General features: G+C 72.4%; 11 protein-coding genes. 7 read left to right on the top strand and 4 right to left on the bottom strand.

Going from position 1 to position 12,466, the window contains the following annotated elements:
* The first annotated feature begins 60 nt into the window (after positions 1-60).
* From HGK68_RS10090 to rny, 6 genes are all read left to right on the top strand, one after another.
* Positions 61-294: a DUF3046 domain-containing protein gene (locus HGK68_RS10090; RefSeq protein ID WP_169167055.1), complete on the top strand. Its 234-nt coding sequence runs from the start codon at positions 61-63 to the stop codon at positions 292-294.
* Positions 295-321: 27 nt separating this feature from the next.
* Positions 322-2,517, top strand: a complete 2,196-nt coding sequence (locus HGK68_RS10085; RefSeq protein WP_169165849.1) for an alkaline phosphatase family protein — start codon at positions 322-324, stop codon at positions 2,515-2,517.
* Positions 2,518-2,540: 23 nt separating this feature from the next.
* Positions 2,541-3,344 (top strand): MBL fold metallo-hydrolase, encoded by an 804-nt coding sequence (locus HGK68_RS10080; protein ID WP_169165848.1) that lies wholly within the window; start codon positions 2,541-2,543, stop codon positions 3,342-3,344.
* A gap of 217 nt (positions 3,345-3,561) precedes the next feature.
* Positions 3,562-4,602 carry a recombinase RecA gene (gene recA, locus HGK68_RS10075; protein WP_169165847.1) on the top strand — a complete coding sequence of 347 codons (1,041 nt, stop codon included), beginning with the start codon at positions 3,562-3,564 and terminating at the stop codon, positions 4,600-4,602.
* 521 nt (positions 4,603-5,123) lie between these two features.
* Positions 5,124-5,906, top strand: a complete 783-nt coding sequence (locus HGK68_RS16335) for a regulatory protein RecX (protein ID WP_343036866.1) — start codon at positions 5,124-5,126, stop codon at positions 5,904-5,906.
* Positions 5,907-6,014: 108 nt separating this feature from the next.
* On the top strand, positions 6,015-7,595 hold the full coding sequence (rny, locus tag HGK68_RS10065) for a ribonuclease Y (RefSeq protein ID WP_169165845.1): 1,581 nt from the start codon (positions 6,015-6,017) through the stop codon (positions 7,593-7,595).
* Positions 7,596-7,655: 60 nt separating this feature from the next.
* Here the strand turns inward: rny and HGK68_RS10060 are convergent, their stop codons facing one another.
* The 4 genes from HGK68_RS10060 to HGK68_RS10045 are packed head-to-tail and all read right to left on the bottom strand — an operon-like array spanning position 7,656 to position 10,842.
* Positions 7,656-8,519: an amino acid ABC transporter permease gene (locus HGK68_RS10060; RefSeq protein WP_169165844.1), complete on the bottom strand. Its 864-nt coding sequence runs from the start codon at positions 8,517-8,519 to the stop codon at positions 7,656-7,658.
* Positions 8,516-9,217, bottom strand: coding sequence for an amino acid ABC transporter permease (locus HGK68_RS10055; RefSeq protein WP_169165843.1), 702 nt, complete (start codon positions 9,215-9,217; stop codon positions 8,516-8,518). Before HGK68_RS10055 ends, HGK68_RS10060 begins: the two co-directional genes overlap by 4 nt.
* 6 nt (positions 9,218-9,223) lie before the next feature.
* Positions 9,224-10,066 (bottom strand): glutamate ABC transporter substrate-binding protein, encoded by an 843-nt coding sequence (locus tag HGK68_RS10050; RefSeq protein ID WP_169165842.1) that lies wholly within the window; start codon positions 10,064-10,066, stop codon positions 9,224-9,226.
* A gap of 23 nt (positions 10,067-10,089) precedes the next feature.
* Entirely contained in the window at positions 10,090-10,842 is a 753-nt protein-coding gene (locus HGK68_RS10045) for an amino acid ABC transporter ATP-binding protein (RefSeq protein ID WP_169165841.1), read from the bottom strand.
* An 83-nt stretch (positions 10,843-10,925) separates the two neighbouring features.
* On the opposite strand from HGK68_RS10045, the gene miaB reads away from it, so the two are divergent.
* Complete coding sequence (miaB, locus tag HGK68_RS10040) at positions 10,926-12,461, top strand: tRNA (N6-isopentenyl adenosine(37)-C2)-methylthiotransferase MiaB (RefSeq protein WP_169165840.1); 1,536 nt, start codon at positions 10,926-10,928, stop codon at positions 12,459-12,461.
* Positions 12,462-12,466 lie beyond the last annotated feature (5 nt).

Genomic DNA, 12,466 nt, shown 5'->3' with positions numbered 1-12,466 from the left:
CGGCGGTCGACCCGGCGGGCGGTGGACCGAGCCCGGGGTGACGCGGAGCGGGAGACGTCGGTGCGGTATCGGGAGTTCTGGCAGTTGGTCGACGAGGTGTTCGGCAGCGCCCACGGCCGCTCGCTGGTGCGCGAGTACGTGCTGCCCGCGCTCGGCGGCGTCACGGCCGAGCGCGCGATGGAGCAGGGCGTCGAACCTCGGGACATCTGGCACGCGCTGTGCGACGAGCTGGACGTGCCGGACGCCCAGCGCTGGGGCACCGATCAGCACCGTCAGGCACCGCCCCGTCGCTGACCGGTCGGCCCGTGGCACCCTGAGGACATGACCGGTCGTCTTCCGTTGCGGCGCTGGTGGGCCATCACGCTGAGCGACCTCGCCGACGTGCTGCTCGGCCTGGCGGTGACGGCGCTCGGCCTGGGTGTCGGCATCGCACTGGTCGACGGGGTGAGCGCCAGCAACCCGGGTTCGGTGCTGCTGGTCGCCCTGCTCGTCGGACTGGGCGACCTGGTGCTGCGTCCCTCGCTGCGCGTGCTGGCCCGGGTCGGCGGTGCGATGGGCGCGCTGGCGGCCGGACTGGGCGCGCAGGTGCTCGTCGCGTGGTTCGCGCTCTGGGCGGTGCCCGGGGTGCACGTGCGCAACGCGTGGGCGGCGGTCGGCGTCCTGGTGGTCACCGCGGTGGCGATGGCGATCGGGCGCTGGGTGTGGGGTGCGGGCGATTCGGACTACGTGGTCGGCGACGTGCTCCGGCGGGCACGCTCCCGGGCGCGCCGATCCGGCGAGGGCGGGGCGGTCGAGGGTTGGCGGGAACGTCCCCCGGGCCTGCTGGTGGTGCAGCTCGACGGGGTGGCCGCCCCGGTGCTGGCGCAGGCCGTGGACGCCGGGCTGGTGCCCACCATGGCGAGCTGGGTCACCGCCGGCAGCCACCGACCCGACCACTGGTGGGCGCGCATCCCCGCCACCACCCCGGCCAGCCAGGCGGGCATCCTGCACGGGGCGGCCGACCAGGTGTGTTCCTTCCGGTGGTGGGACCGGGCCGCCGGGCGGCTGGTGGTGACGAACCATCCCGACGACGCCGCGATGGTGGAACGGCGACTGACCGACGGCGCGGGGCTGCTGGCGGGTGGCGGTGCCGCGGTCGCGACGATGTTCTCCGGGGACGCGGAACGCCAGTTCCTGGTGATGAGCCAGGCCCGACGGGGGATCGGACCGGGTGCTCCGTACCTGCGCTTCTTCGCCAGCCCGTTCGTCCTGGCCCGCGCCGTCACCCTCACCATCGGCGAGGTGGTCAAGGAGCTGTACCAGGGCCGCCGGCAACGCCTGCGCGACGTGCGCCCCCGGGTGCCGCGGCGCGGCTGGTACGTGCTGCTGCGCGGGATCACCAATGTGCTGCTGCGCGACCTCGCCACCGCCCTCACCGCCGAGCAGCTGGTCCGCGGCGTGCCGGTGGTCTATCTCTCCCTGGTCGACTACGACGAGATCGCGCACCACGCCGGACCGACCCGCCCGGAGTCGCTGCGATCGCTGGAAGGTCTGGACCGGGTGCTCGGCACCCTGGACCGGGTGCGCGAGGTGGCGCCGCGGGACTACCGGGTGGTGGTGCTGTCGGATCACGGCCAGACGCTCGGCCCCACCTTCGAGCAGGTCACGGGGGAGACGCTGCCCGCCGTGGTGCACCGCCTGATGGCGGAGCCGGGTCTGGACGCCGTCCAGGCGTCGGGCGACGAGGAGTGGGGACCGCTGAACGCCTTCCTCGCCACGGTGCAGGCGCATGGCGAGGACCGCTCGGTGGTGCTGGGGCCGCAGGGCAAGGACCGCTCGGGCGATCTGCACGCCGACAGCAGCCGACCCGCCGGGGTGCGCACCGGCTCCCCGCCGCCGGACGTGGCGGTCACCGGGTCGGGCAATCTCGGCATGGTGTGGTTCCCCCGGGCCGAGTCCCGTCTGACGCTGGAGCAGATCGACGCACGCTGGCCGGGGCTGGTCGGCGGGCTCGCCGCGAGTCCGGGGATCGCGGTGGTGCTGGTCGACACGGTGGCGCACGGGCTGGCGGCGGTCGGTCCGGCCGGGATCGCCTGGCTGGAGCGGGGCATGCGTGGGGTGCCGAGCGACCACCCGGACCGCGCATCGGGCGAGGCGGCGACGGAGACCGACGCGACCGTCGTCGAGGGCATCGACCCGCTCGCCCCGTTCGGGCCGCACGCGGCAGCCGATCTGCGCCGCCTCGGTCGGCTCGGCAACGTCGGCGATCTGGTGCTGGTGTCCGAGCTGACCCCCGAGGGGTGGGTGCACGCCTTCGAGGGGCAGGTCGGATCCCACGGCGGGATCGGCGGCGCGCAGAACGCCGCCGTGCTGCTGCACCCGACCGAACTGGCCCTCGACCCGGATCTGGTGGACCCCGAGTTCGGCATCCTGGTCGGCGCGGACGCCGTCCACCGGCAGCTCGTGCGCTGGGCGGGGCAGCTCGGCCTGCGCGACGGGGTGACGGCCCGAACCCAGCAGCCGGGGCGCCGACCGTGACCGGGGCGCCGGAGGGGACCCACGTGGCCGCACCGGACCGGATCACGGTGCGCTGGCTCGGCCACGCCACCGTCGTGCTGGACATCGGTGGCACCCGCCTGCTCACCGACCCGCTGCTGCGACCGCACGCGGGGCTGCTCCGGCGCCGTGCGGCACCGCCCCGTCCCGGCGATTGGGCGGGCACCGACGCGGTGCTGCTCTCGCACCTGCACCACGACCACGCCGAGCTCGGCTCCTTGCGGTTGCTCGGCGGCACCCCGGTGCTCACCGCCCCGGCCAACGCACACTGGCTGACCGGCCACGGAATCACCGGCGCTCGCGGCATCACCGCCGGGGAGTGGTCCCCGGTGGGGGACGGGGCGGCCCGGGTGCGCCCCGTCACCGCCGTGCACGGTCATCGTCCGATGCCGCACCGGCCGAACGCGGCGAACGGCTTCCTGATCACCACCCCCGGTCTGCGGGTGTGGTTCGCCGGGGACACCGCCCCGTTCCCGGAGATGCGTGAGCTGCCGGAGATCGCCGAGGGGCCGATCGACCTCGCCCTGGTGCCGGTGGGCGGGTGGGGTCCGCGGCTGTCCGGTGGGCACCTCGACCCGGTGCAGGCGGCCCGGGTGTGTGCGCTGGTGGGCGCCCGGCACGCGGTGCCGATCCACTGGGGGACGCTGCACGCGCCCGCCTCGCGTCGGCTGCCGCCGGGCTGGATGGACCGGGGTGGCCCGGCCTTCGGTGCGGCCCTCGCGCGGGAGGGGCTGCGGGGCAGCGTGCTGATGCCGGGGGAGCGGCTGCGACTGCCGCTGGACGACTCCGACACTCCGACCGACGGCTGAGGGTCAATCGAACAGATGTTCGGCTACAGTCGTCCGTGATGACACCGCGAGGTGCGATCACCGCAGGCACGTCCCGTCCCCAACCGGGGGTGGTGTCGCCTGCTGTGGACGGTCTCGCGGGGCATGTCGGTGGTCGGGCATACCGTCGTCGCAGCATCCAAGACCAGCCCCAGTAGGCGCAGCGAGAGACGCTGCTCGATATCGACGAGGTGGACACATGCCCGCTCCCCAGGACCGCGAGAAGGCCCTCGAGGCCGCTCTCAGCCAGATCGACCGTCAGTTCGGCAAGGGTTCGATCATGCGCCTCGGCGAGGAGGGGCGGGTCCCGGTCGAGGTCATCCCGACCGGCTCCATCGCGCTGGACGTCGCGCTGGGCATCGGTGGACTGCCCAAGGGCCGGATCGTCGAGGTCTACGGCCCGGAGTCCTCCGGTAAGACGACCGTCGCACTGCACGCCGTCGCCAACGCGCAGCGCCAGGGCGGCATCGCCGCGTTCATCGACGCCGAGCACGCTCTGGACCCGGACTACGCCAAGAAGCTCGGCGTCGACACCGACGCGCTGCTGGTCTCCCAGCCGGACACCGGTGAGCAGGCGCTCGAGATCATGGACATGCTGATCCGCTCCGGCGCGATCGACATCATCGTCATCGACTCGGTCGCGGCCCTGGTGCCCAAGGCCGAGATCGAGGGCGAGATGGGTGACAGCCACGTGGGTCTGCAGGCCCGCCTGATGTCCCAGGCCCTGCGGAAGGTCACCGGTGCGCTGAACGCCTCCGGCACCACCGCGATCTTCATCAACCAGCTGCGCGAGAAGATCGGTGTGTTCTTCGGCTCCCCGGAGACGACCACCGGTGGTAAGGCGCTGAAGTTCTACGCCTCGGTCCGGATGGACATCCGACGCATCGAGACCCTGAAGGAGGGTTCGGACGCCGTCGGTAACCGCACCCGGGTCAAGGTGGTCAAGAACAAGATGGCCCCGCCGTTCAAGCAGGCCGAGTTCGACATCCTCTACGGCGTCGGCATCTCCCGTGAGGGCAGCCTGATCGACCTCGGTGTCGAGCACGGCATCGTGCGCAAGTCCGGCTCCTGGTTCACCTACGAGAGCGACCAGCTGGGCCAGGGCAAGGAGAACGCCCGCGGCTTCCTGCGGGACAACCCGGAGCTCGCGGCGGAGATCGAGAGCAAGATCAAGGCCAAGCTCGGCATCGGGGTCTCCGCTGACGCGGAGTCCGCCGAGGAGGTCAAGGTCGACTTCTGATGTCGACAGCACGGCCACACGACACCGGCGCCTCGGGGGACGACCCCTGGGCGCCGGTGTCCGTGCACGACGACCCGTGGCAGCCCGCGGCCGGTGCGGATGAGGCGTGGGGGACATCGGACGACGCCGAGCCGGCATGGTCCGCCGACGCTGACGCGTCGGACGCCTGGTCCGTGGAGCCGACGGACGGTGATGCGTGGTCCTCGTCCCCGCAGGCCCCAGCGCGACGGACGTCGGCCCGGCGCGCCCCACGGGACTCCGGGGAATCGGGTGCGGGGGACACTCCCGGGCGCCAGGGCCGGTCACGACGACCCGCCGACCCTGGTGCCGGAGCTGCTCCCGAACCCGCCGGGCCGGACCCGAGCCAGCGCTCGACCTCCCCCCGGCGGCGGCCCACGAGGTCGACGGCGGCGGGCGATCCGCGTGCCGACGCACCCGTCTCGCTGACCGCACTCGCGGCGCTGCTCACCCCCGCATCCGCGCTCGACGCCGCCGAGGGACGCACAGCACAGCAGGAACGCGTGGCGCGGCTGCTCGCCACCCGTGCGTCGGCGGCGGTCGACCCGCCGCAGACCGACCCCGCGACCACCGGCGCGACCACCGGCGCGACCATCGGCGCCCCGGGGGACGCGGGCCGCGCTGATGACCTCCCCGACCCGGAGGCCGACGACCGCCCCTCGACCGCATCCCGACGGCCCGCCCGTGGCGGAGGTCCGGGTACCAGCACGGGACGCAGCGGGAGGACCCGGCGCGGGGGAGCCCGCACCGGCCGCGGCCCCGCGACCTCCGACGACCCGGACGCGCCGGACGGCCCGCCGACCACCGACGCGGAACACGAGTCCGCCGCCCGCGCCATCGTGCTGCGCCAGCTGACCGCCGCCCCCCGAAGCCGCCATCAGCTGGCCGAGGCGCTGGCCCGCCGGGAGATCCCGGAGCGGGTGGCCGACCGGGTGCTCGACCGGTTCACCGAGGTGGGGCTGATCGACGACGCCGCCTACGCCGAGATGCTGGTCCGCTCGCGCCACACCGAGCGGGGCCTGTCCCGCCGGGCACTGAGCATGGAGCTGCGTCGCAAGGGTGTCTCGCCGGAGGACTCCGCGGCGGCGCTGGACCAGGTGGACGACGAGGACGAGGAGGCCGCCGCCCGGGCGCTGGCGCGCAAGAAGCTCCGCGCCACCCGCGGCCTGGACCGGGAGGTCCGGCTTCGCCGCGCGTTCGGCGCCCTGGGCCGCAAGGGATACGGCGGCAGCCTGGTGTCCCGGGTGGTGCGGGAGGAACTGGCGGCGGAGGACGAGGCCGAGTAGCCGTCCACCTGGACGCCGTGGGGAGCCGTCCGTCCGCCACGGGCGATGTCGCCGCAGCCCATAGGGGACAATGAGGTCAGATCCGACCCCCGCACGTCAGGAGCAGCAATGGGTGACATGGCCATCGTCGTCGGCATGTTGGCGGCGTGTCTGGTCGCCCTGCTGCTGATCCTGATCGCGCGACGCGAGGCGACGGCCGTCCGGCAGCAGGCCCAGCAGGACGTGCAGTCGATCAAGGACGAGGCCCGCACCAGCCTGGCCGATGTCCAGCGCCGCGAGGAGCGTCTGACCGAGCGGGAACAGTCGATGACGGCCGCCGAGCGCGCCCTCGCCGAGCGCGAGCGAGCGGTCCGGATGGAGGCCGAGCAGGCGGCCGCGGCACAGCGGGCCACCGCGGAGACCGAGCGGGCGTTGGCGGACCGCACCGCACGGGTGGAGCGCGAACTGGCCGCCCGGCAGGCAGCGGTGGAGGACGAGGCGCGGTCCCGCGCGGCGGCTGCCGAGCGCGCGGCCGAGCAACGGGTGACGCTCGCCGAGCAGGAAGCGGTCGAGCGACTGGAGGCCGCCTCCGGGTTGACCGCGTCGGAGGCCCGCTCGGAGTTGATCCGGCGGGTGACGGCGGAGGCGACCCAGTCGGCGGCCGCGTCGGTCCGCCGGGTGGAGGCGCAGGCCAAGCGGCAGGCCGAGGCGCGGGCGCGGCGGATCATCGCGACCGCGCTGTTCCGGACCGCGGCGCCGACCAGCGCGCAGAGCACGGTGACCGTCCTGCCGCTGCCCTCGGACGACATGAAGGGCCGGATCATCGGCAAGGAGGGGCGCAACATCCGCACCTTCGAGGCGCTGACCGGCGTGAACGTGCTGGTTGACGAGACCCCGGGTTCGGTGGTGCTGAGCTGCTTCGACGCCGAGCGCCGCGAGGTCGCCCAGGTGGCCCTGGAGTCGTTGATGGCCGACGGCCGGATCAATCCGCAGCGGATCGAGGCCGCCTACGCCGACGCGGTGGCGGGTGCCGAGCAGCGGGACGAGGAGGCCGGTCACGACGCGGCCGAACGCGCCGGGGTCAGCGGTCTGGATCCGGCGCTGATCCGCACCCTGGGCCGGCTGCGCACCCGGACCTCCTACGGCCAGAACGTGCTGGAGCACCTGGTCGAGACCGCGCTGGTGGCGGCCCAGCTGGCGACCGAGGTCGGTGCGGACGAGCAGGTCACCCGCCGAGCGGCGTTCCTGCACGACATCGGCAAGGCGCTCACCGGGCAGCAGCCGGGCACGCACGCGCAGGTGGGTGCGGCCCTGGTGCAACGGCACGGGGAGTCGTCCGTGGTGGTCAACGGCGTGGCCGCCCACCACGAGGAGGTGCCGCCGGAGACGGTGGAGGCGGTGCTGGTGCAGGCGGCCGACGCGGTGTCGGCGGCCCGACCGGGTGCCCGGCGCGAGGACATCGACCAGCACATCGAGCGGCTGGACGAGCTGGAGAAGCTGGTGGTCGGGCACGACGGCGTGCGGCGGGCATTGGCGATGGCGGCCGGACGCGAGCTGCGGGTCGTGGTGGAGCCGAACGAGGTGCCGGACGAGGCGATGGGCCGGCTCGCGGTCGAGATCGCGCGGCACATCGAGAAGGACCTGTCCTACCCGGGGGAGATCAAGGTGACGGTGGTGCGCGAGGTGCGGGCGTCGGCCACCGCGGGCTGAGCGCAGCACGCCTCCGGCCGGGCGGCGCTTCCGAGAGCGCGACCCGACCGGAGTCCTGCGTCACACCGTGGTGCGGACGCCCGCCACGGCAGGTGCCGCCGCCCGCACCGTCCCGGCCGTGCGGCCGCGCAGGCGACGCGCGAGCCGGTTCGCCAACGCCCCGAGCAGCACGTTCACCAGGATGAAGATGATCGCCACCACGATCAGCGCCGGGATCAGATTCTGGTAGGTGGTGCCGATCTGCCGACCCTGGCGCAGGAGCTCGACGTAGGTGATCAGGTACCCGAGCGCCGAGTCCTTGAGGATGACGACCAGCTGGCTGACCAGCGCGGGCAGCATCGCGACCAGGGCCTGGGGGAGCAGCACCGACCACAGGGTCGACCCCTCGGTCAGCCCCACCGCCAGCCCCGCCTCGCGCTGACCGCGGGGCAGACCGTAGACACCGGAGCGGATCAGCTCGGCGACCACGGACCCGTTGTAGAGCGTCAGGCCGATCACGACCGCGACCAGTGGCAGCTGTTGCACCGGCAGGATCTGCAGCTGACCCAGGAACAGCCAGCCGAAGATCATCATCAGCAGCACCGGGACCGCGCGGAAGAACTCGACCACCACCCCGCAGAACCAGCGCACCGGACGCAGCGTGGACACCCGGCCCAGGCCGAACACGAGGCCGAACACCAGCGAGGTGACGATGGAGATGCCGGCCGCCACCAGGGTGCCGCGCAGTCCGGGCAGCAAGTAGTACTGCCAGACGTCGGCGGTGGCGAACGGCGACCACTTGGCGGCGGTGAGCTGGTCCTTGTCGGCGAGCGCCTTGACGAAGAAGCCCGCGATCACCAGCAGGACCAGGCCCGCGACGATGTTGGCGATCAGCATCCGCCGCCGGGCGCGCGGCCCGGGGGCGTCGAACAGCAGGTCGCTCATCGTTGCACCGCCAGTCGTCGGGACGCCCAGGTGATCAGCACGCCGGTGGGCAGCACGATGATCACGAAGCCGAGCGCGAACAGCAGGAACACCGCGAAGATCACGTCCGGCCGGAACTCGATCATGGTCTTCATCAGGGCGGACGCCTCCGCCACCCCGATCGCCGAGGCCACGGTGGTGTTCTTGATCAGGGCGATCAGGGCGTTGCCGAGCGGGGCGATCGCCCCCCGGAACGCCTGCGGCAGGATCACGATCCGCATCGCCTGGCCGAAGCCGAGACCGATCGATCGTGCCGCCTCGGCCTGCCCGGTGGGCACCGTGTTCACCCCGGAGCGCAGCGCCTCGGCGACGAAGGCCGCGTGGTACACCGACAGCCCGAGCACCGCGAGCCGCAGGTTGTTGTCGTCCAGGAAGGTCGGCGACTCCCGGTCCGCCAGCGACAGGCCCATCGTGTAGAACAGCCCGAGGCTGCAGAACACGATGATCAGGGTCAACGGGGTGTTCCGGATCGTGTTGACGTAGAACGCCCCGGCGGCCCGCATGCTCGGCACCGGCGACACCCGCATCACGGCGATCACGGTGCCGATCACCAGCGACCCCACCGCCGCCAGTCCTGACAGTTCGAGCGTCGTCAGGAAGGCGGCGATGACGTTGTACTGGCTGAACAGCTCGCTGAAGTCCGCCCAGTAGTCACCCATCTGCGGTCAGCTGCACGACTCGGGCGTCGGCGGGTTGAGGTCGGCGTTCGGGGTGTAGTTCGCGTCGCCGAGGTTCTCGTCCAGCAGCTTCTCCCAGGTGCCGTCGTCGATCATCGCGGTGATCGCGTCGGTGACGTCCTGGCACATGTCGGAGTCCTTGGGCAGGCCGACGCCGTAGTTCTCCTCGGAGAACGGGTTGCCGACCACCTTGAGCTTCCCGGCGTAGGCGTCCTGCGCGGCGAATCCGGCCAGGATGATGTCGTCGGTGGTCACCGCGTCGATCGTCCCGGCGGCCAGGGCCTCGACGCACTCGGAGTAGCCGTCGAACTCCTGCAGCTGGACGTCACCGGCGTAGTCGTCCTTGATCCGCTGCGCGGGGGTGGAGCCGGTGACCGAACAGAGCAGCTGCCCGTCCAGGTCCTCGGGGCCGGTGATGTCCGAGTCCTCGGCGACCAGCAGGTCCTGCCCGGCGACGAAGTACGGCCCGGCGAAGTCGACGGTCTGCTTGCGCTCGTCGGTGATCGAGTAGGTGGCGACGATCATGTCGACCTGCCCGTTCGACAGCAGGTTCTCCCGCTGCGCCGAGGGGGCCTCCCGGAACTCGATCTGGTCCTCGGAGTAGCCCAGCTGCTCGGCGATGTACCGCGCCACGTCGACGTCGAAGCCGGTGTAGTCCCCACCCTGCTGCAGGCCGAGTCCCGGCTGATCGAACTTGATCCCGACCGTGAGCTTGTCGGAGCTGTTCGATCCGCCGTCGGTGGATCCGGAGTCGGAGCCCCCGGACGAGCAGGCGGCGAGGGTCAGGCCCAGGGCGGCGACGGCCGCTCCGGTGCGAGCGATGCGGTGCATGGCGTGTTTCCTTCCGGTTGACGTCAGTGCGTGAGGATCTTCGACAGGAAGTCCTTGGCGCGGTCGGTGCGCGGTGCGGTGAAGAACTCGTCGGGGGTGCCCTCCTCGACGATCTGGCCGCCGTCCATGAACACCACCCGGTGTGCGGCGCGGCGGGCGAAGCCCATCTCGTGGGTGACGACGATCATCGTCATGCCGTCCTTGGCGAGGTCGGTCATCACGTCCAGGACCTCGTTGATCATCTCCGGGTCGAGGGCGGAGGTCGGCTCGTCGAACAGCATCACCTGGGGCTTCATCGCCAGGGCGCGGGCGATGGCCACCCGTTGCTGCTGACCGCCGGACAGCTGGGCGGGGAGCTTGCCCGCCTGATTGGCGACGCCGACCCGTTCCAGCAGTTCCTGGGCCGATCGCTTCGCCTCGGCCTTGGTCTGCCGCTTGGACTTGATCGGTCCGAGGGTGACGTTCTCCAGCACCGTCTTGTGCGCGAAGAGATTGAAGGACTGGAACACCATCCCGACGTCGGCGCGCAGTCGGGCCAGTTGTTTGCCCTCGGCGGGCAGCGGGGTCCCGGCGACGCTGATCGTGCCCTCGTCGATGGTCTCCAGCCGGTTGATCGTGCGGCAGAGGGTGGATTTGCCGCTGCCGGAGGGGCCGATCACCACGACGACCTCGCCCGTGCGCACGGTCAGGTTGATGTCGCGCAGCACGTGCAGATCGCCGAAGTGCTTCTGCACCCCCTCGAGCACCACCAGCGGCGCTGTGTCGGTCTGAGCCATTCCGTGACGGTAGGGGGGGAGTGTGACCTGCGCCATTCGGTGCGGTCACAGGCAGGTAACAGCTGGACGTACCCTGGTCCGCGATGAGCACGATGACGCCCCCCGCTGCCGACCAGGCGACCCGCACGTACCTGGTCAAGACCCTCGGCTGCCAGATGAACGTCCACGACTCCGAGCACATGGCCGGACTGCTGGAGCAGGCGGGCTATGTGGCCGCGAGCCCGGAGGCCGCTGCCGCCGAGGAGGCCGACGTCATCGTCATCAACACCTGCGCGGTGCGGGAGAACGCCGCCGACCGGCTGTACGGCAACCTGGGACGGCTCGCCGGGATCAAGCGTCACCGGCCCGGGATGCAGATCGCCGTCGGTGGCTGCCTCGCGCAGAAGGACCGGACCGGCATCGTCGAGCGCGCCCCGTGGGTGGACGTGGTCTTCGGCACCCACAACCTCGACGTGCTGCCGGTGCTGCTGGACCGCGCCCGGCACAACCAGGACGCCGCGGTGGAGATCGCCGAGTCGTTGCAGGTGTTCCCCTCCACGCTGCCGACCAAGCGCGAGTCGGCCTACGCGGGCTGGGTGTCCATCAGCGTGGGCTGCAACAACACCTGCACCTTCTGCATCGTGCCGCACCTGCGGGGCAAGGAGCGCGACCGGCGGCCCGGCGACGTGCTCGCCGAGGTGCAGGCGCTGGTCGACCAGGGCGCGATCGAGGTGACCCTGCTCGGGCAGAACGTGAACTCCTACGGCGTCGAGTTCGGTGACCGGGGAGCGTTCGCCAAGCTGCTGCGGGCCGCCGGTGCCACCCCCGGGCTGGAGCGGCTGCGGTTCACCTCCCCGCACCCGGCCTCCTTCACCGACGACGTGATCGCGGCGATGGCCGAGACCCCCACCGTGATGCCCAGCCTGCACATGCCGTTGCAGTCCGGTTCGGACCGGATCCTGCGGGCGATGCGCCGCTCTTACCGCTCGGCCAAGTTCCTCGGCATCCTGGAGCGGGTCCGGGCGGCGATGCCGGAGGCGGCGATCACCACCGACATCATCGTGGGCTTCCCGGGGGAGACCGAGGAGGACTTCGCCGAGACCCTGCGGGTGGTCGAGGAGAGCCGGTTCTCCTCCGCCTTCACCTTCCAGTACTCGATCCGGCCCGGCACCCCCGCGGCGGACCTGCCGGACCAGCTGCCGAAGGCCGTGGTGCAGGAGCGCTACGAGCGGCTCACCGCCCTGCAGGACCGGATCGCGCTGGAGGAGATGCAGGCGCAGGTCGGCCGCACCGTCGAGGTGCTGATGGCCGAGGGCGAGGGACGCAAGGACGGCGCCACGCACCGCCTGTCCGGCCGTGCCGCCGACAACCGGCTGGTGCACGTCGCGCTGCCGAGCGAGCTGGCCGAGGCCGACCGTCCGCGGCCGGGGGACCTGGTGACCGTGGAGGTCACCCGGGCCGCGCCGCACTTCCTGGTCGCCGACTCCGGGCTGACCGGTGGCGGCTTCGCGGTCCGGCGCACCCGGGCCGGGGACGCCTGGGCGCGCGGCGACGAGCACAGCCACGGCGAGGCGGGCGACGCCTGCGGCACCGGCGCCCCGGCGGGTCCGGTGCTGCTCGGACTGCCGACGCTCAAGTAGCCGCC

Origin of the sequence: Cellulomonas taurus, from assembly GCF_012931845.1 — a bacterium.
Taxonomy (GTDB): domain Bacteria; phylum Actinomycetota; class Actinomycetes; order Actinomycetales; family Cellulomonadaceae; genus Cellulomonas; species Cellulomonas taurus.
Note: the sequence above shows the minus strand (reverse complement) of the source record. Positions and strands in the feature narration are given on the sequence as shown.

Coding starts and splice junctions, on each gene's coding strand:
- HGK68_RS10085 (WP_169165849.1), top strand. CDS start 322: ATGACCGGTCGTCTTCCGTTGCGGCGCTGGTGGGCCATCACGCTGAGC.
- recA (WP_169165847.1), top strand. CDS start 3,562: ATGCCCGCTCCCCAGGACCGCGAGAAGGCCCTCGAGGCCGCTCTCAGC.
- rny (WP_169165845.1), top strand. CDS start 6,015: ATGGGTGACATGGCCATCGTCGTCGGCATGTTGGCGGCGTGTCTGGTC.
- HGK68_RS10060 (WP_169165844.1), bottom strand. CDS start 8,519: ATGAGCGACCTGCTGTTCGACGCCCCCGGGCCGCGCGCCCGGCGGCGG.
- HGK68_RS10055 (WP_169165843.1), bottom strand. CDS start 9,217: ATGGGTGACTACTGGGCGGACTTCAGCGAGCTGTTCAGCCAGTACAAC.
- HGK68_RS10050 (WP_169165842.1), bottom strand. CDS start 10,066: ATGCACCGCATCGCTCGCACCGGAGCGGCCGTCGCCGCCCTGGGCCTG.
- HGK68_RS10045 (WP_169165841.1), bottom strand. CDS start 10,842: ATGGCTCAGACCGACACAGCGCCGCTGGTGGTGCTCGAGGGGGTGCAG.
- miaB (WP_169165840.1), top strand. CDS start 10,926: ATGAGCACGATGACGCCCCCCGCTGCCGACCAGGCGACCCGCACGTAC.